Here is an 18,412-nt window from a genome sequence, read left to right on the forward strand (position 1 = left end):
CCCGGGTAGAGCGGGGAGAACACAGCATTGTGGAGTCCTTCCGAGGAGGGCCGGCGACGCGCCGAGGAGTAATTGAGAGTACTTATCTTCGTTCAGTAGAGGTGACCGGTCCGCGATTGTCAACCGAGCGGTCGCTGCTGCGCAGCGGTGCCGAGCGCGGCCGCGGCCGCCGCCATCTTCTCGTGGGTCCAGGCACCGTCGGTGGTCACCACGGTATCCGGGGCCCAGCCGCGCCAGAGCACCACCCTGGACCCGGTGACCGCGAGGATCCGGCCGGTCATGGGAGCGCTCGCGGGCGCGGCCAGCCAGCCGACGACCGCGGCGACGCTCTCCGGCTCCAGCTCCGCGCGGCGCTCGGCTGGCAGTAGCTCGGTGCCCCACAGCGGGGCGGTCATGGCGGTGTAGGCCAGCGGCGCGATGGCGTTGACCCGCACGCCGTAGGGCGCCAGCTCCTTGGCCATGGCGGTGGTCATGGTGTTGATCCCGGTCTTCGCCACCGAATAGTTCACGTGCCCGGGATCACCGCCGTCCAGGCCGTTGCCGGAGGAGGTGTTCACCACCGCGGCCTGCCCCGGCCTGCCTGCCTTCGCTTCCGCGCGCCAGTACGCGGCGGCGAAGCGGGACGGGGCGAAGGTGCCCGTGAGGTGGGTCCTGAGCACCGAGTCCCAGGCCTCCTCGGTCATCGAGAACGACATCGCGGGCCTGCTGATGCCTGCGTTGTTGACCAGGACGTGCAACCCGCCGAAGGTCTCGATCGCCGCCTCCACCATCGACCGCGCCGTCGCCCAGTCCGCGGCGTCGCCGGCGAACCCGATGGCGCGGCCGCCCGCCTCCGTGATCTCGGCTGCGACCGCCGCCGCGGCCGCACCGTCCAGATCCTCCGCGACCACCGCCGCGCCGAGCCGCGCGAGCTCGCGCGCGTGCGCCCGGCCGAGCCCGGCTCCGGCCCCGGTCACCAGCGCCACCCGGCCTGCCAGCGGGTGCCCTCCGGCTGCCGGGGATCTCGATGCGACCATGTAATCAGTAAACTCAATAGCTTCGTCCCGGCGCAACCGGGCCGATTGCCGCCGAATCGGCGCCGCGCGAGTTCGCGCGGGCCATCATGGGGGAGCGGGCGCGCGCTCGCGTCGTGGTCCGGAGGAGGCTCGTCGTCGTGGACGTTCACCAGCTGCGGTGTTTTCTCGCGGTGGTCGAGGAGCGGCACTTCGGACGCGCCGCCGAACGCCTGCACCTCACGACCTCGCCGGTCAGCAGGGCCGTCCGCGACCTGGAGCGCGAGATCGGAGCACAGCTGCTGGTCCGGGGCCCGCGCGAGGTGACGCCGACGGCGGCCGGCGCGCGGCTGGCGGCGCGCGGCGCCACGGTCGTCTCGGCCTTCGACGCGCTGCTGCCCGACCTGCTCGCCGAGCTGGATGCCGCGCGCAGGGTCATCCGGGTGGGCAGCAGCCATCTCACCGAACCCGATGTGCTCGACACCGTGGTCGAGTGCGCGCGCAAGGCGGTGCCCGACCGCGAGGTCGTCCTGCAGATCCTGCCCCCGGCGGAACTCTCGGGCATGGTGGCCGACGGAGTGCTCGATCTCGCCGTCGAGTACCTGCCCGTCGAGCGCCCCGGGCTGCGGGCCCGCGCGGTGGCCGGCTACCGGATGGGCATCGCGATGCGCGCCGACGACCCGATAGCGGCGCGTCCCGGCGAGCTGACCGTGTCCGACGTGATCGGCCGCACCATTCAGCTACCCTCGGTCTCGGTGGTGCCGGTACCCCCGGTGGTGGCCGATCTCAAGCGGCAGCTGGAGGAGAAGGGCGCGCGCGACGTCCGGGTCTTCCCCACCGCCGATGTGATCCGCCTCGCCGAGCACGTGCGGCGCACCGGCGACCTCTCGCTGTCCTTCGTCGACGTGCAGACCGGGGCGACCCGGGTCTACTACGAGCAGTCCTTCCGCGTGCGGCGGCTGGCCGACGGACCGGAGATGACGGTCGGGGTCGTCTGGCGCGCCGACCGCGGCGAGGAGGCGATCCTGAACGCCATCCTCGCGGCCATTCCGGCGCTCTGAGCAGGGGCCGCCCGGCCGGTCGGTCCGGTGTTGCGTGTTGCGGGACGCCGCGTCGCGGAAACGGCAATTGAGATCCCCGGCCGGGTCGGCTCTAATGAGGTGACTGAATACTGTGCTGTCGCTCACAGCGGCGGACCGGGCGGTATGCCCGCGCAGCGCCGGTGGACCAGGCGCATGCAGGGAGGCGGCTCCGGAGCCCGCGCCTGGAGGACAACGAACGAAGGAGTTCACAGTGGCCGGATCTCTCGAAGGCCGCGTGGCTTTCATCACCGGCGTCGCGCGCGGCCAGGGCCGGGCGCACGCGGTGCGCCTCGCCCGCGCCGGCGTGGACATCATCGGGGTGGATATCTGCGCGGACTACCCGCACATGAACTATTCGAATGCGACCGAGGACGACCTCGCCGAGACCGTCGAGCTGGTCGAGAAGGAGGGGCGCCGGATCGTCGCCCGGGTCGCCGACGTCCGGGATTACCACGGGCTGAAGGCCGCCTTCGACGAGGGCTACGCCGAGTTCGGCCGGGTCGACATCGTCATCGCCAACGCGGGCATCATCCGGCTCGGCGACGAGCAGGACTTCCTGAGCGAGTGGCAGGAGGTCATCGACACCAACCTCACCGGCGTCTTCCACACCGTGCGCGCGGCGCTGCCCGCCCTGAAGCAGGGCGGGCGGGGCGGTTCGATCGTGCTGACCAGCTCCACCGCGGGGCTGAAGGGCACCGGTTCGGCGGTGGCAAGTTCGCAGGCCTACGCGGCGGCCAAGCGCGGCCTCGTCGGGTTCATGCAGACGCTGGCCAACGATCTGGCGGCGGAGTCGATCCGGGTGAACACGATCCATCCGACCGGGGTGGTCTCGGGGATGACGCAGAACCCGGTGATGGACCGGCTGATGGCCGAGGCCGCGGCGTCGAAGGACAACGCGATCTCCGCGATGCAGAACGCGTTGCCGATCCCGATCCTGCAGGCCGAGGACATCGCCAACGCCGTCGCGTGGCTGGTGTCCGACGAGGCGTACTACATCACGGGCGTGGCGCTGCCCCTCGACGCGGGCTTCACGGTTCGCTGAAGCCGCCGACACATTCGCCGTTCGAGCCAACAAAGGAAGAGCCATGGAGTCAGTGAGTACCGCCGAGGCAGCGCAGACATCCGGTTGCCCGCTCGCCCCGATGCGGGCCGGTTTCGACCACTCGACCACCCCGGAACTGCTGGCGCAGCATCGGGAGACCTGGAACCGGCTGCGGTCGGAGACGCCGATCTTCCGCAGCGACATCACCCCCAAGTACGACATCAACTACCTGATGACCTACGCCGACAACCTGGCGGCGCTGCAGGACACGGCGACGTTCTCCAGCAGTTCGGTCAACTACCTCGACGAGCCGCACCAGAAGCTGATCCCCGAGGAGCTGGACCCGCCGGAGCACGGCAAGTACCGGCGCACCCTGGCGGGGCCGTTCGCCCCGGGCGTGATCAAGAATCGCGAAGACGAGATCCGGCAGTTCTGCGGCGAGCTGATCGATGAATTCGTGGCGAAGGGCGGCGGGGATTTCAAGCAGGAGTTCGCGCTCAAGTTCCCGACCACGATCTTCCTGCGCATGATGGGGCTGCCGGTGGAGCAGCGCGACCAGTTCATCGAGCGGGCCGACATCATCATGCGCACCCTGCCCGAGAACGACCCGGACGGTTCGATCAAGGGCACCGCGGCGGCGCAGATCATCGGCGATCTCAACGCGGTGCTGGAGCTGCGCCGGGCGCACCCGACCGACGACCTGGTCTCGCATCTGCTGGCGCAGACCATCGACGGCGAGCCGGTGAGCACCGAGGACTTCTACGCGATGGGCTTCCTGCTCTACCTCGCGGGGCTGGACACCGTCGCCAACATGCTCGTCTACATGTTCCGGCACCTGGCCGAGGACCCGAAGCTGCGCCGGGAGCTGATCGAGGAGCCGGAGCTGATCCCGGACGCGGTCGAGGAGTTCCTGCGGTACTACTCGATCGCGTCCGGCGCCCGCGTCGTCACCACCGACACCGAACTGGGCGGGTTCCGGATCAAGAAGGGCGATCGGATCCTGTACTGCACCGCCGCGGCCGACCGCGATCCCGAGCAGTTCCCGGACCCGGACACCTTCATCCCGGACCGGCGCCCCAACCGCCACATCGCGTTCGGCGCGGGTCCGCACCGCTGCCTCGGCTCGCACCTCGCGCGGCTGGAGCTCAGGATCGCGATCGAGGAGTGGCACAAGCGGCTGCCGGACTACCGGGTACCGGAAGGCACCGTCTTCACCGAGCACGTCGGAACCGTGTCGGGGTACGACGCGCTGCCGCTGGAATGGTGACTGCGCCGGGCCGATTCACGGGCCGGACCGCCATCGTCACCGGGGCGAGCCGGGGCATCGGGCTGAGCGTCGCCGAGCGGCTGGCCGGCGAAGGCGCGAAGGTCGTGCTCACCGCGCGCGGGCCGGAGGCGCTCGCGGCCGCGGTGGAGAAGCTGGGCGGGCCGGAGTACGCGGTGGGCGTGCCCGGCCGCGCCGACGATCCCGATCACCGGGCCGCGACCGTGGCCCGGGCGATCGAGACCTTCGGCAGCGTGGACATGCTGGTGAACAACACCGGCATCAACCCGGTCCACGGGCCGCTGATCGAGCTGGATCTCCCGGCCGCGCGCAAGGTCGTCGAGGTCAACTGCCTGGCCGCGCTCGGGTGGACCCAGCAGGTATACCGCGCCTGGATGGCCGAGCACGGCGGATCCATCGTGAACGTGTCGTCGGTCGCCGGGGTGCTCCCCGCCCCCGGCATCGGGTTCTACGGTGCGAGCAAGGCCATGCTCAACCACCTCACCGAGGAACTCGCCGTCGAGCTCGGACCGGGGATCCGGGTCAACGCCGTCGCTCCGGCGGTGGTGAAGACCCGGTTCGCCAGCAAGCTCTACGAGGGCCGCGAGGACGTGGCTGCGGCGGCCTACCCGCTCGCGCGGCTCGGCGTGCCCGCCGACATCAGCGGAGCGGTGGCCTTCCTGCTCTCCGCCGACGCCGGCTGGATCACCGGCCGGGTCCTGGTGATCGACGGCGGCGTGACGCTGACCGGCGGGCCGGACGCGGGCGAGCCGATCCGGGCGACCCGATGAGCGCGGACGAGGTGGCCGGCCTCGACCTCGCCCGCCTCGGCGACTGGTTCGCCGAGGCCGTGCCGGGCGCGGGCAGCCGGCTCGGCGCGCGCCTGCTGGCGGGCGGCAAGTCCAACTTGACCTACGAGGTCACCGACGGCCGCTCGACCTGGATCGTGCGGCGGCCGCCGCTGGGCCACGTGCTGGCGACCGCGCACGACATGGCGCGCGAGTACGCGGTACTGGCCGCGCTGCGGGACACCGCCGTCCCGGTGCCCGCGACCTACGCGCTGTGCCGGGACGACAGCGTGCTCGGCGCGCCGTTCTATGTCATGGAACGCGTGGCCGGGACGCCGTATCGGTACGCCGCCGAGCTGGAGCCGCTCGGCGCGGAGCGCACCGGGGCCATCGCAGGCAGCCTGGTGCGCACCCTGGCCGAGCTGCACGAGGTCGATCCGGCCGGCGTCGGGCTCGGTGACTTCGGCAGGCCCGAGGGCTTTCTGGCCAGGCAGATCCGGCTCTGGCGCAGGCAGCTCGAGGCTTCCCGGACCAGGGAGCTGCCCGCCGCCGACGAACTGCACACCCGGCTGCTCGCCGAGGTCCCGCCGCAGTCGGCGCCGGGTATCGTGCACGGCGATTACCGGCTGGACAACGTCCTGGTCGACCAGGACGATCGCGTGACGGCGGTGATCGACTGGGAGATGGCCACCCTCGGCGACCCGCTGACCGACCTGGCGCTGCTGGTGGTCTATCAGCGGATCGGCCGGGTGGACCGCGGCCGCGCGGTGCCCGACGCCGCCTCCGCGCCCGGCTTCCTCGCCGAGACCGAGATCCTCGACGCCTACGCCGCGCGCAGCTCCCGCGACCTCTCCCGATTCGGGTTCTACCTCGCGCTCGCGGCCTTCAAGTCGGCGGCGATCCACGAGGGTATCCACTATCGCTACATCCACGGTCAGACCGTCGGAGCGGGTTTCGACCACGTCGGCGCCGTGGTGCAACCCCTGCTCGATATCGGGCTCACCGCACTGAAGGAGCTTCGCTGATGGACTTCGCGTTCGATGCCGAGACCGAGGAACGCCGCGCCACGCTGCTGGATTTCATGGACAGCCACGTGTACCCGGCCGAGCCGGTGTTCTACGAGCAGCTCGACCGGCTGCCGGATCGGTGGGCCTGGGATTCGGTCCCGGTGCTCGCCGAGTTGCGGGCCGAGGCGCGGCGCCGCGGCCTCTGGAATCTGTTCCTGCCCGGCGAGCACGGCGCGGGGCTGACCAACCTGCAGTACGCGCCGCTGGCCGAGATCACCGGGCGCAGCGGGCAATTGGCTCCGCCCGCGCTGAACTGCTCGGCTCCCGACACCGGGAACATGGAGGTGCTGTCGATGTTCGGCACCGAGGCCCAGCGCAAGGAGTACCTGGATCCGCTGCTGGAGGGCGAGATCCGATCGGCGTTCGCGATGACCGAGCCCGACGTGGCCTCCTCCGACGCGACCAACATCGCGACGAGGATCGAGCGCGACGGCGACTCCTACGTCGTCAACGGGCGCAAGTGGTGGATCACCGGTGCGATGAACCCGAACGCCCGGATCCTCATCGTGATGGGCAAGACCGACCCCGGCGCGGAGCGGCACCGGCAGCAGTCGATGATCCTGGTGCCACGGGACGCTCCCGGGGTGGAGATCCACCGGGGCATGAGCGTGCTCGGCTACGACGACCACGATCACGGCGGCCATGCCGAGCTGAGCTTCACCGATGTGCGGGTGCCCGCGGCGAATCTGATCGGCGCCGAGGGCGACGGCTTCGCCATCGCCCAGGCCCGGCTCGGTCCGGGCCGCATCCACCACTGCATGCGCTCGATCGGGGTCGCCGAACGTGCCATCGAGCTGATGTGCGCGCGCGCCGACGAGCGGGTCGCCTTCGGTAAGCCGCTCTCCGAACAGGGCGTCATCCGGGACTGGATCGCCGAGGCCAGGGTGCGCATCGAGCAGCTGCGGCTGCTGGTGCTCAAGACCGCGTGGCTGATGGACACGGTCGGCAACCGGGGCGCGCACGCGGAGATCCAGGCCATCAAGATCGCCACGCCGATCACCGTGCAGTGGATCCTGGACAAGGCGATCCAGACCCACGGGGCGGGCGGGCTGTCCCAGGACTTCACCCTGGCCGCCGCCTACGCGAGCATCCGCACCCTGCGCCTCGCCGACGGCCCCGACGAAGCACACAAGAACGCCCTTGCGCGGGCGGAACTGCGGCGGCACCGCGACGCGCGGTGACCCGGCCCGAGCCGCCGGCGGGGAGAACCGCCGGAAACGAGAGGAACTCACGATGCATTTCGGCTTGAACATGGTGCCGGTGCGGCTCACGGAGCTGACCGAGGTGGCACAGCGCGCGGAGCGGCTCGGGTTCGAGTCGCTCTGGGTGGGCGAGCACATTCTCACCCCGGTCTCGCTGGACCTCGCCTACCCGGGCGGGGACGGGAAGCCGCCGTTCGCGCCGGACTCCCACTTCACCGAGCCGTTCGCCACCCTCGCGCATCTGGCCGCGGTGACGACCCGGGTCCGGGTCGGTACCGGGGTGGCGATCCTGCCGCTGCACGCGCCGCTGTCGCTGGCCCGCTCCATCGCCACGGTCGACGTGCTCTCCGGCGGCAGGCTGAGCGTCGGGCTCGGGGTCGGCTGGATGCGCGAGGAGTTCGAGGCCGTCGGCCAGGATTTCGCTACCAGGGGCAAGCGCCTGGACGAGATGCTCGCGATCTTCGACGCCCTGTTCACCCAGGAGCGGCCGAGCTACACCGGGCGGTTCTACTCGCTGCCGGAGATGGGCTTCGAGCCCAAGCCGGTGCAGCGCCCGCGCCCGCCGATGCTGGTCGGCGGCTCCTCCGAGGCGGCGCTGCGCCGGGCCGCGCGGGCCGGCGACGGGTGGTACGGCGGCCAGCAGGGCCCCGAGGAGGTGGCCGGGATCGTGCGCAGGCTGCACGAGCTGCGCGCGGAGTACGGCAGGCCGGCCGACGAGCCGTTCGAGATCACGGTGCTGACCGGGTGGGGCAAGGGCTTCGACGCCGAGGTGATCGCCGGCTACGAGGCCGCGGGGGTGCACCGCGTGGTGGCGACACCGTGGCGCCGCAGCCGCGAGGCGATCGCCGGGATCGAGGAGTTCGCGGCGGCGGCCGGGCTGGCGTCGGCGGTGGCGGGGTGAGCACTCGCTTCGAGGGCAAGATCGCGCTGGTCACCGGTGGCGGCAAGGGCATCGGCGGCGCGATCTCGCTGGCGCTGGCCGCGGACGGGGCGGACGTCGCGATCAACTTCCGCAGCGACGCCGAGGCCGCCGAGGAGACGGCGGCGGCCGTGGCGGCGCTCGGCAGGCGCGCACTGCTGGTGCCCGCCGACATCGCCGACGAGGATGCCGTGGTGGCGATGGTCGACCGGGTCCGTGGCGAGCTGGGACCGATCGACCTGCTGGTCAACAACGCCGCCTACACCCGGCTGGTGGACCCCGAGAAGATGACCGTGAAGCTGTGGCGGCGGATGTTCACCGCGAACGCCGAGGCGGCGTTCCACCTCACCTGGCTGGCCAAGGACGATATGCGCGCCCGCGGGGGAGGGGCGATCGTGAACATCTCCTCCACCTCGTCGCTGAAGCCCGACCCCGCCATGATGGCCTACGGCGCCTCCAAGGCCGCGCTGAACTCGCTCACCGAGACGACGGCGCTGGCGCTGATCAAGGACAACATCCGGGTGAACGCGGTCGCGCCGGGGTTCGTGCAGACGCCGCGGGTGGGCACGGTTGATCCGGCCACCCTGGAGCGCATGGTGCAGAACCTGCCCGCGGGCCGGGGCGGCAGGCCGGAGGAGATCGCCGCGCTCGTCGCCTTCCTGCTCTCGGACGAGGCGAGCTACGTCAACGGTCAGGTGGTCACGGCGTCGGGCGGCCCGCGATAGCCGCGGGCAGCACGCCGAACCGGCGCCGAGCCTTCAGGCTCGGCGCCGGAATCACTTGTGCGGCAGCGTATGTCGGTGCGGAGTCAGAAGCCGACGATACCGTGCGGGATATACGGCTCCTCGAGCAGCCGCCGCTCCTCGTCGTCGAGCTCCAGCTCGAGGGCGGCCACCGCGTCCTCCAGGTGATGCGGCTTGGTGGCGCCGACGATCGGCGCGGTCACGCCGGGGGCGCCCGCCAGCCACGCGAGCGCGACCTGCGCGCGCGGCACCCCGCGCTTCTCCGCCACCTCGGCGACCCGCTCGACCACGGCGCGGTCGGCCTCCTCGGTCTTCTCGTACAGCCTGCCCATCATCAGGTCCGAGGACGACCGCGCGCTGTCCGCCCCGGGGTCGCGGGTCAGCCTGCCGCGCGCGAGCGGGCTCCACGGCAGGATCGCGACGCCTTGGTCGCGGCAGAACGGGATCATCTCGCGCTCCTCCTCGCGGTTGAGGAGGTTGTAGTGATCCTGCATGCTGACGAACCGGGTCAGCCCGTTCAGGTCGGCGGTGTACTGCGCCTTGGCGAACTGCCACGCGTACATCGACGAGGCGCCCAGGTAGCGGACCTTGCCCGCTTTCACCAGATCGTGCAGCGCCTCCATCGTCTCCTCGATCGGAGTGTGCGGATCCCAGCGGTGGATCTGGTAGAGGTCGATGTAATCCACGGCGAGGCGCCGCAGGCTGTCGTCGATCGCGGTCATCAGCGCCTTGCGCGACAGCCCACCGCCGTTCGGGCCCTCGCGCCACGGGATGAACGCCTTCGTGGCGATGACGACCTCGTCCCGGCGGGCGAAATCGGCGAGCGCCCGGCCGAGGATCTCCTCGCCGCTGCCCCCGGAGTAGGCGTTGGCGGTGTCGAAGAAGTTGATCCCGAGCTCGATCGCCCGCCGCAGGAACGGCCGGCTCGCCTCCTCGTCCAGTACCCACTGGTACCCGCCGCGGCTCGCGTCGCCGTAACTCATGCAGCCGAGCGCCAGCCGGGAGACCTGCAGGCCGCTGCGGCCCAAACGCACGTAGTCCATGTCGTCTCCTCAGCTCGGCAGGTGGTCGCGCCAGGAGCGCTTGGGATCCCAGCCGAAGAGCTTGCGCGCCTTGGCGATCGACTCCGGGCCCGCGTCCGGCCGGTCCAGCGTGCCCAGCGGCGGCGCCGAATCGCCGTAGGCGAGTTCGAGCAGCTCGGCCAGCGGCCTGCCGAGCATGTTGTCCGGCTGGGCCGCGTAGACGACCTCGTGGCCGGGAGTGTTCGCGGTCGCCGCGAGCACGATGAGCTCGCCGAGATCGTCGGCGTCGACATAGCTCCACTGGTTGAAGAACGGCTTGACGGCCTTCTTCGCCGACGCCTGCAGGGGAGCGACGAACGACGCGTACTCGCCCGGCTCCAGCACCAGCGAGGGCCGCACCGACACCGCGGTCGCCGTCGAGCGGCGCACCAGCGCGTCCAGGATCTGCTCGCCGAGGTACTTGGAGAGCGCGTAGGGCTCGTGCGGGCGGATCGGATGCTCCTCGTCCACCGGCAGGTAGTCCGGAAGCTGCGGGCCACCCTGGGCGCTCATGAACCCGGTCGCCGTCTCGCTGGAGGTGTAGACCAGCCGGCCCACCCCGCACCGGAACACCGCCTCGGCCACGTTGAAGGTGGTCATCGTATTGGTGCCGAAGACGATGTGGGCCGGATCGTGGACCGGGTCGGGCAGACCCGCGGTGTGCACCACGACGTCCGGCTGCACCGTCTGGATCAGCCCGGCCGTCTCCCCGTAGTCACGCAGGTCGGCGCGGATGTACGGGGGCGCGGCGGGGTCGATCGGCGGACCGTAGGACGGGGCGCCGATGTCGCTGGCCGTCACCCGGTGTCCCGCCGCCACCGCGGCGGCCACCGCGTGGCGGCCGACCTTGCCGCGTGCGCCGGTCACAAGTATCTGCACAGAACCTCCTGGGGAACTTCGGTCGCGGAGCGGGGTGCCGCGCCGTGCAGTAATGCAGTGTACTCTTTACCCTTGCGGAAGCCCAGCTTTTCGCACCTACCCTCTGATTCATTCAGAAGAGGAGACTCAACTCCTGCACGACGGCCGGACTTCCCGCCCGTCGGCTCCCCGGCGAAGTGGAGAACACGTGGCAGACAACGATCCCGCCCGCACCGTCACCGCCCCCCGCGGGCTCCGGGAGCGCCTGGTCGGCGCGTGGCGGCTGGTGACCTTCACCGGTCGCACCCGGTCCGGGCGGACGATCCACCTCATGGGCGAGCACGCCACCGGGCACCTGCTGTACTCCGCGGACGGCTTCGTGTCGGTGAACCTGATGCGCGCCGACCGGCCCCGGGGTGAGCACGGCACCCGGCTGGACGAGCTCGACGATGCCTTCGCCGGCGTGCTCGCTCGGACCTATCTCGCCTACAGCGGGCCGTACGAGCTGTACGAAGAGCGCGCGCTCGTCCGGCACCACTTCGAACTCTGCCTGGATCCCGATCTCATCGGGACCCTGCAGGAACGGCGGGTCGAATTCTTCGGCGACGAGCTCGAGCTCAGTGTGCCGACGCCACAGATCCCCGGTACTCAGCTGCCACTGTTCCTGCGCTGGCGCCGCGCGGCCGGATAAGGCTCCTCGTCGGCTCGGATTCCCCCACGGACGGCGCGGCGGAGTGGTAGGGATTCCGTGCGGAACGTGGTCCTTGACACAGTTGAGGGCACCGTTTAGCGTTAGGTTACTTAGTAAACCAAGTTCGCTCAGAGGGTGGCAACGGTGCCGCTTACCTGCGGCAACGGCGCCGCAGCCAGAAGTTGAACCTGGGTTTTCGTATCAATGCTGAGCGAAAGGATCGAGATATGCGGGTCGGCGTAATCGGCGCTGGAATGTACGCGAATCTGTCCCTCAACAATTACGTCGCGGCTGGTGTCGAAGTCGTTTCGGTGTGTGACGTCGTGCCCGAGCGGGCCAAGGCGGCCGCCGAGACGTTCGGCGTGCCGAACGTCGACGCCACCCACGAGGAGCTGCTCGAGCGTGCCGAGATCGACCTGGTGCACGTGGTGGTTCCGCCCGTGTATCTCGCGACGATCAGCCGGGACGTGATCGCGGCCGGGAAGAACGTGCTCTCCGAGAAGCCGCTCGGCGTCAGCGCCGAGGAGGCCGCCGACCTGCTCCAGCGCGCGGAAGCCGCGGGCGTCGTGCACGCGGTGGGTCACGAGATGCGCTACGACCCGCTGCACCGGCACGCGAAGAACCTGGTCGCCGAGGGGTTCATCGGCCGCCCGGTGGTGGTCAACGCGCGCGACTTCACGAACTACGCGACGAACCCCAAGTTCTCGACCTTCTACTCCTGCTGGCCCCGGATGGTGGCGGACGGCGGCGGCGTGATGCAGCAGCACCTCTCGCACACCATCGACCTCATCCAGAGCATCGTCGGCCCGATCACCGAGGCGACCGGGCGGGCTACCACCTACCAGACCACCGCACAGGTGCTCGACCCGTCGATCAGCCCCGCCAAGCTCTTCGAGCTCGGCGCGGAGGCGCCGACGATCGGCACCGTCGAGGTCGACGGCGACGATGTCGTGACGGTGCTGGCCACGACGGCCACCGGCGCCGTGCTCACCGTCAGCTCCGGCTGGACCGTGCAGCACCCCACCGGGCTGGCCTGGGAGATCCACGGCACCGAAGGCATCCTCACGCTGGACGGCGAAGGGGTGCTGCGCGGAGCGCGGAGCGGCGAGGAGCTCCGCGAGCTCACGGCTACCGAGGACGTCGGCGTGCAGGGCGCCCCCGACCTGCTGCGCCGCTGCGGGCTCGGGGTGGCCGAGCCGATGCACCTGCCCTTCATGTTCCAGGAGTTCGCTCGCGACCTCTCGCAGGTCATCGCCGGGAAGCGGGAGACCGGCGCCTACGCGACCTTCCGCGACGGCCTCGCCACCCGCAGGGCGATGGACCAGGTCGAGCGTTCGACCGTGCGCGCGTAGCCAGTTCGACCGATTTCGGAGGTAGTCATGCTCGATTCCTACACTCAGCTCCTGCTCGACGAGTTCGCTTGTCGCCGGTTGATCGAGAAGTACTGGTGGACCGAGAACGCGCGGAACGCCGCGGAGCTCGCGGCGCTGTTCACCGAGGACGGCCGCTGGGGTGCGGCGGTCGGCCGGGAAGCGGTCACGGCGCAGGCCGAGGGCTTCTTCGCGATGATGGCGCCGATCGCGAAGAACCCGACCGGCTTCGGCGGGGTCGACATCAGGGTCGACGGTGACGAGGCGACCGGATTCGTGCACGGCATCGCCCACCTGGTCCTGCCGCAGGACGGCGGCGGCACCAAGATCGTCGTGGTCGATGCCCTCTACGACGTGCGCTTCCGGCGCGAGCAGGGGGAGTGGCGCATCGCGCTGCTGACCGGAATCGACGCTCCGGAAACCCCCCACGATTCGAGTTTCCAGTTCGAGGCGCCCGGCACCGTGATCGATCACGGGATGCCGCAGGCGCACGCGGCGGGCTGACCGGCCCGTCGGCCGGATGTAGGTAAGGAGCCTGATGTCGGAATCCGTGGTTGTCGTCGGAGCGGGGCTGGCCGGTCTGCGAACGGTCGAAGAGCTGCGCCGGGCGGGATTCGGCGGCGCGATCACGCTGGCCGGTGCCGAGGCGCACCCGCCCTACGATCGCCCGCCGCTGTCCAAGCAGATCCTGGCCGGGACCATGACCCCGGATCAGGTCGTGCTGCGGAACGAGGACGCGCTGCGCGAACTCGACGTCACGCTCCGGCTCGGGGCCAAGGCGACGCGGCTGGACCGGATGAGCCGGAAGGTCGAGTTCGACGACGGGACGGTGCTGGAGTACGACCATCTCGTCGTCGCCACCGGAATCACCCCGCGGCGGCTGCCGATCGGCACCGAGCTGGCCGGCGTCCACGTCCTGCGCACGATCGATGACGCGCTCGCCTTCCGGGCCGAACTCGCGGAGGCGGCGTCGGTCCTGGTGGTCGGCGCCGGCTTCATCGGCTGCGAGGTCGCCGCCGGGCTGCGCTCGGCGGGGCAGGACGTGGTGCTGGTCGAGGGGCAGGAGCAGCCGCTGGCCGGGGTGCTCGGCCCGGAGGTCGGCGAGCTCGTGGCGCGGTTGCACCGCGCGGCCGGAGTCGATCTGCGGTGCGGGGTCTCGGTCGCCGAGCTGTTCGGTACGGACCGGGTGCGCGGCGCGCGGCTGTCCGACGGCGCCGAGGTGGCCGCGCCGGTGGTGCTCAGCGGCATCGGTTCGCGCCCCGCGGTCGAGTGGCTGCAGGACAGCGGTCTGGTCCTGGACAACGGAGTCCGCTGCGACGAACGGGGCCGGACCAACGACCCGCGGGTCTGGGCGGTCGGCGATGTCGCCGCCTGGTGGGATCCGGCCTCGGGCAGGCACCTTCGGGTCGAGCACTGGACCGGCGCGGGGGAGCAGGCCGCGATCGTCGCCGGTGAGCTGTGCGGGACCGGCAGCGCCGAGCGCGGTGTCCCGTACTTCTGGAGCGACCAGTACGACGTGAAGCTCCAGGGCTTCGGGCACTTCGGCCCCGACGACGAGGTCGCGGTGGCCTTCGACGACGGCCGCCGCTTCGTCGCGCTGTACAGCCGGGGTGCCACGGTGACGGGCGCCGTCGGCGGCGGGGTACCGCGCACCATGATCAAGCTCCGTGCGCTGCTGGCGCGCGGGGCGTCGACGGAGGAGGCGCTGGCGGTCGTGGCCGCTACCACCACCCCCGTGCCCTCCGCGGTCGCGCAGCCCGCTGCGACCGCGGACCGCTAGCGCGCCGATTCACCGAGCCGTCCCGGAGCCACTCGGAAGCCGCAGGGCCTTGCCGTGCGGCTTCCGTGCTCCGGGTCGGCGTCGCGGCGGGGCTGGAGGCGGGCATGGCAAGGGGCCGACTCCGGCTACTTATCCGGGGTTCGGCCGACAATTATGGCCGCCGATTGCCCGTATCAGTACACTGATCTCAGGCAGTACGTCGAAGCCTTCGACTCCTGCCACCACTTCGACCGGGAGGTTCGATGAAGGTTCACGTCGACACGAACAAGTGCTCCGGCCACGCCCTGTGTGCGGCCAACAGCCCGGAGGTCTTCGACCTCGACGACCTCGGCTATGCCGTGACGGTCGACGGCGACGTGCCCGCGGAGCAGCAGCGCGCGGCTCGGCTCGGTGCGGAATCGTGCCCTGAACGGGCCATCGCCATCGAGGACTGACAGCGCTGTCGGCTGTTTTCGACGCCTGCCGGTGTGGCCCCGCCGCACCGGCAGGCGCCGTTCACTCGAGAAGGTCGCGGACCTGCGTGTCCTCGCGGTCGCGCAGGACCAGCGCCCGCGCGACCACCATATGCTTCTGCCAGTGGGCGAAGGCGCCCGCGCCGTCCCGCGCGCGGAGCAGTTTGATCAGCTTGCGCTGGGACCGGACGAAGAGCTTGTAATTCGCCTCGTAGCGCTCCCAGGCGGTGTCCCGGCTCTCGGCCGACACCGTCGTGGTGTGGCGCTCGTAGATCTCCTGCAGCATCCCCGCGATCAGGGCCAACGTGGCGTTGCCTGCCAGCTGCACCATCCGTAGGTGGAACTCCGTCGCGGTCTTGGCGAAGGTGCCCGCGGCGAACGACGACGGGATGGCCTCGTCGACGATGCGCTCCAGCTCGTCGAAGGCCTCCTCGGTCCCGGTCTCGGCCAGCAGCCGGGCCGCGGCGGGCTCGATCGCCTCGCGGGCGACGTACACGTCGGCCACCGTGGCGCCGGACAGCTCCAGCAGCAGCGCGGCCGGCCGGGCGAGCACCTCGGGGCCGGGCACGCCGACCCGAGCGCCGGAGCGGGAGCCGCGACGCACCTCGACCAGCCGTTCGGCCTCCAGCACGCGCACTGCTTCCCGCAGGGTCGGGCGGCTCACCGCGAAGTGCTCCATGAGCTCGGCCTCGTGCGGCAGGTGGTCGCCGTCCTTGAGCTCACCGTCGACGATCATCCGGCGCAGCTTGCGCGCGACGAGTTCGGCGGTCTTCGGCGGGCGTACGGACCGCCCTGCCTCGCTGCGTACGGCGAAGAGGGGAGCCAACGCTTCCTCGGTCACGGGACCACCTTCCAGCTGTGAATGACTTCGCGTACCTAGTTAAAATACACGAGGGTATCCGGGGCAGCGGCCCGTGCGATGAGCGCTGCCCCGGATGACGGATATCGCCTCAGTTGGCGATGCGCTCCCGCGGCAGGCCGAGGACCCGCTCCGCGATGACGTTGCGGTTGATCTCCGAGGTGCCGCCCGCGATCGTCATCGCCCTGGAGAACAGGTAGTTGTACGCGCGCTGCGGCTCGTCCCCGGCTACCACGGCGGGGCCGGCGATCCGCATCCCCAGCTCGCTGACGTGCTGGGAATGCTCGGCGGCGAGGAGCTTGGTGATGCTGCCCTCCGGTCCCGGATCGCCGCCGGCCACCGCCCGCACCACCCGCCGGACGTTCAGCACCGCCATCGCCTGCTCCCGGGCGGCGAGCGCGGCCACCGCCCGGCGGATCGCGTCGTCGCCGGGGGTGTGGCGCTCCGCGAGGCCGAGCAGGCCGAGGGCCGAGCGGTCGTCGGTGCCCGGCGAGCCGCCGCCGATCGACACGCGCTCGTTGCCGAGGGTCGCGCGCGCGACGGTCCAGCCGTTGTCGACCGCGCCGACCACATCCTCGTCGGGAACGAAGACGTCGTCGAAGAAGACCTCGTTGAACACCGCCTCGCCGGTGATCTCGCGCAGCGGCCGCACGGTCACCCCGGGCGCGTGCATATCGACCACCACCGCGGTGATGCCCTTGTGTTTGGGCACGTCCCGATTCGTGCGGATGGTCGCCAGGCCGCGGTTGCAGTACTGGGCGCTGGAGGTCCACACCTTCTGCCCGGTGATCCGCCAGCCGCCGTCGACCCTGGTACCACGGGTCGCGACCGCCGCGGCGTCGGAGCCGGCGCCGGGCTCGGAGAACAGCTGACACCACACCAGCTCACCCATCAGCCCGGGGCGAATCCAGCGCTCGATCTGCGCGGCGTCGCCGTGCTGGACGAGGGTGAGCAGGATCCAGGCGCCGATCCCGAGGTTCGGCAGCTCGACACCGGCGAACTCCTCGTCGAGCACCAGCTGCTCCACCGGCGACGCGGCCCGGCCGAACGGGGCGGACCAGTGCGGCATGAGATAGCCGGAGTCGACCAGGAGCGCGCGGCGCTCTGCCTCCGGCGCGGCGCGGTACCGGTCGAGGAACTCGCGTGCCTGGACCCGGAAATCCGCCGCCTCGGCGGGAAGATCGACCGCGTGCTGGCGGCGCAGCCCCGCGGCGCCGGCGGCGGCGATCGAATCGAGGGCGGCGGCGGGGTCGCCGAAGAGCGCGCGCAGCGCCTGCGCGCGGCGCAGGAACAGGTGGCAGTCGTGCTCCCAGGTGAACCCGATACCGCCGTGGATCTGGATGCTCCGTTCGGCGTTGCTCACGAAGGCGTCGAAGGCGAGCACGCGCGCGGCATCGAGGGCGAGGTTCGCCTGGTCGCCCGCGGTGCCTGCGCGCGCGGCGTCCCAGGCCACCGCGGTCGCGAGCTCGGCGGTCGCGAGCATGTCGGCGAGCTGGTGCTTGACGGCCTGGAAGGACCCGATCGGCCTGCCGAACTGCTCCCGCACCTTCGCGTAGCCGAGCGCGGCGTCGAGTGCGGCACGGCAGCCGCCGGCGGCCTCCGCCGCGGCGAGGGTCCGGGCGATGTGCCGCAGCCGCGCCGCGGCGCCGGGGACGAGTGCCGCGGGCGTCACGTCGCTCAGCACCACGTGCGCGAGGCGCAGCGTCGGTTCGAAATCCGGGGCGGGCGCGACGGTGATCGCCGGGTCGTCCGCGGCGATCAGCACGAGGTCCGGTCCGGCGGTGAGCGCGAGCACGCCCGCGCCGACCGCGCCGACGACCAGGCCCGCGTCGCCCGAGACCGTGTCACCGGAGCGGGTGAGCGTCCCGCCGATGCCGAGCCCGGCGAGCGTCGAGCCGTCGGCCAGCCCCGGCAGCCACCGGGACTGCTGCTCGTCGTCGGCGGTCGCGGCGAGGGTCGCCGAGACCGCCACGCCGGGCAGGAAGGGGACGGGGACGAGCAGGCGCCCGAGCTCCTCGGCGACGACAGCCAGCTCCGGCAGCCCGGCCTCCGCACCGTCGAACCGGGAAGGCAGGTGCAGGGCGAGCCAGCCGAGTTCGGCGAGCTGCTTCCACAGCGGCGTGGTGTCGGTCTCCGGTGCATCCACCAGTCTGCGGGCGAGCCCCGCGGCGTCGTGGCCGGTGAGGAACGACCGGACCGCATCGGCGATGTCGCGGTGCTCGTCGGTGATCGCGAGTGGCAT

At 71.3% G+C, this 18,412-nt stretch carries 18 protein-coding genes; 13 read left to right on the top strand and 5 right to left on the bottom strand.

The window, feature by feature from the left end:
• Window positions 1-119 precede the first annotated feature (119 nt).
• Window positions 120-1,016 carry an SDR family NAD(P)-dependent oxidoreductase gene (locus NH2_RS08180; RefSeq protein ID WP_084505319.1) on the bottom strand — a complete coding sequence of 299 codons (897 nt, stop codon included), beginning with the start codon at window positions 1,014-1,016 and terminating at the stop codon, window positions 120-122.
• Between the two features lie 137 nt (window positions 1,017-1,153).
• On the opposite strand from NH2_RS08180, the gene NH2_RS08185 reads away from it, so the two are divergent.
• The 8 genes from NH2_RS08185 (at window position 1,154) to NH2_RS08220 (ending at window position 9,081) form a co-directional block, all read left to right on the top strand.
• Window positions 1,154-2,053 carry a LysR family transcriptional regulator gene (locus NH2_RS08185; RefSeq protein WP_067650658.1) on the top strand — a complete coding sequence of 300 codons (900 nt, stop codon included), beginning with the start codon at window positions 1,154-1,156 and terminating at the stop codon, window positions 2,051-2,053.
• Between the two features lie 232 nt (window positions 2,054-2,285).
• Window positions 2,286-3,116, top strand: coding sequence for a mycofactocin-coupled SDR family oxidoreductase (locus NH2_RS08190; RefSeq protein ID WP_067650659.1), 831 nt, complete (start codon window positions 2,286-2,288; stop codon window positions 3,114-3,116).
• Between the two features lie 43 nt (window positions 3,117-3,159).
• Complete coding sequence (locus NH2_RS08195) at window positions 3,160-4,383, top strand: cytochrome P450 (protein WP_067650662.1); 1,224 nt, start codon at window positions 3,160-3,162, stop codon at window positions 4,381-4,383.
• Window positions 4,377-5,171, top strand: a complete 795-nt coding sequence (locus tag NH2_RS08200) for an SDR family oxidoreductase (protein WP_067650665.1) — start codon at window positions 4,377-4,379, stop codon at window positions 5,169-5,171. Before NH2_RS08195 ends, NH2_RS08200 begins: the two co-directional genes overlap by 7 nt.
• The gene (locus NH2_RS08205) at window positions 5,168-6,193 is read left to right on the top strand and encodes a phosphotransferase family protein (RefSeq protein ID WP_067650672.1); all 1,026 of its coding nucleotides are present in this window, start codon (window positions 5,168-5,170) and stop codon (window positions 6,191-6,193) included. Before NH2_RS08200 ends, NH2_RS08205 begins: the two co-directional genes overlap by 4 nt.
• A complete protein-coding gene (locus NH2_RS08210; RefSeq protein ID WP_067650676.1) occupies window positions 6,193-7,416 on the top strand; it encodes an acyl-CoA dehydrogenase family protein in 1,224 nt (407 codons plus the stop codon). The genes NH2_RS08205 and NH2_RS08210 overlap by 1 nt, the downstream gene beginning before the upstream one ends.
• Window positions 7,417-7,468: 52 nt before the next feature.
• Window positions 7,469-8,338: an LLM class F420-dependent oxidoreductase gene (locus NH2_RS08215; protein ID WP_067652455.1), complete on the top strand. Its 870-nt coding sequence runs from the start codon at window positions 7,469-7,471 to the stop codon at window positions 8,336-8,338.
• Entirely contained in the window at window positions 8,335-9,081 is a 747-nt protein-coding gene (locus tag NH2_RS08220; RefSeq protein ID WP_067650678.1) for an SDR family NAD(P)-dependent oxidoreductase, read from the top strand. The genes NH2_RS08215 and NH2_RS08220 overlap by 4 nt, the downstream gene beginning before the upstream one ends.
• 83 nt (window positions 9,082-9,164) lie before the next feature.
• On the opposite strand, the gene NH2_RS08225 is transcribed toward NH2_RS08220, so the two are convergent.
• The gene (locus NH2_RS08225; RefSeq protein WP_067650681.1) at window positions 9,165-10,142 is read right to left on the bottom strand and encodes an aldo/keto reductase; all 978 of its coding nucleotides are present in this window, start codon (window positions 10,140-10,142) and stop codon (window positions 9,165-9,167) included.
• A 9-nt stretch (window positions 10,143-10,151) separates the two neighbouring features.
• Complete coding sequence (locus tag NH2_RS08230; protein WP_067650684.1) at window positions 10,152-11,039, bottom strand: NAD-dependent epimerase/dehydratase family protein; 888 nt, start codon at window positions 11,037-11,039, stop codon at window positions 10,152-10,154.
• A gap of 187 nt (window positions 11,040-11,226) precedes the next feature.
• On the opposite strand from NH2_RS08230, the gene NH2_RS29190 reads away from it, so the two are divergent.
• From NH2_RS29190 to NH2_RS08255, 5 genes are all read left to right on the top strand, one after another.
• On the top strand, window positions 11,227-11,709 hold the full coding sequence (locus tag NH2_RS29190) for a lipocalin-like domain-containing protein (protein WP_067650688.1): 483 nt from the start codon (window positions 11,227-11,229) through the stop codon (window positions 11,707-11,709).
• A 227-nt stretch (window positions 11,710-11,936) separates the two neighbouring features.
• Window positions 11,937-13,061: a Gfo/Idh/MocA family protein gene (locus NH2_RS08240; RefSeq protein ID WP_084505324.1), complete on the top strand. Its 1,125-nt coding sequence runs from the start codon at window positions 11,937-11,939 to the stop codon at window positions 13,059-13,061.
• A gap of 27 nt (window positions 13,062-13,088) precedes the next feature.
• Complete coding sequence (locus NH2_RS08245) at window positions 13,089-13,583, top strand: nuclear transport factor 2 family protein (RefSeq protein ID WP_067650693.1); 495 nt, start codon at window positions 13,089-13,091, stop codon at window positions 13,581-13,583.
• Between the two features lie 34 nt (window positions 13,584-13,617).
• A complete protein-coding gene (locus tag NH2_RS08250) occupies window positions 13,618-14,859 on the top strand; it encodes an NAD(P)/FAD-dependent oxidoreductase (protein WP_084505325.1) in 1,242 nt (413 codons plus the stop codon).
• Window positions 14,860-15,101: 242 nt separating this feature from the next.
• Complete coding sequence (locus NH2_RS08255) at window positions 15,102-15,293, top strand: ferredoxin (protein WP_067650696.1); 192 nt, start codon at window positions 15,102-15,104, stop codon at window positions 15,291-15,293.
• A gap of 61 nt (window positions 15,294-15,354) precedes the next feature.
• On the opposite strand, the gene NH2_RS08260 is transcribed toward NH2_RS08255, so the two are convergent.
• Both NH2_RS08260 and NH2_RS08265 read right to left on the bottom strand, forming a co-directional pair.
• The gene (locus tag NH2_RS08260) at window positions 15,355-16,152 is read right to left on the bottom strand and encodes a FadR/GntR family transcriptional regulator (protein ID WP_067650700.1); all 798 of its coding nucleotides are present in this window, start codon (window positions 16,150-16,152) and stop codon (window positions 15,355-15,357) included.
• Between the two features lie 109 nt (window positions 16,153-16,261).
• Complete coding sequence (locus tag NH2_RS08265; protein ID WP_067650702.1) at window positions 16,262-18,412, bottom strand: acyl-CoA dehydrogenase family protein; 2,151 nt, start codon at window positions 18,410-18,412, stop codon at window positions 16,262-16,264.

It is taken from the genome of Nocardia harenae NBRC 108248 (genome assembly GCF_001612885.1).
GTDB lineage: Bacteria > Actinomycetota > Actinomycetes > Mycobacteriales > Mycobacteriaceae > Nocardia > Nocardia harenae.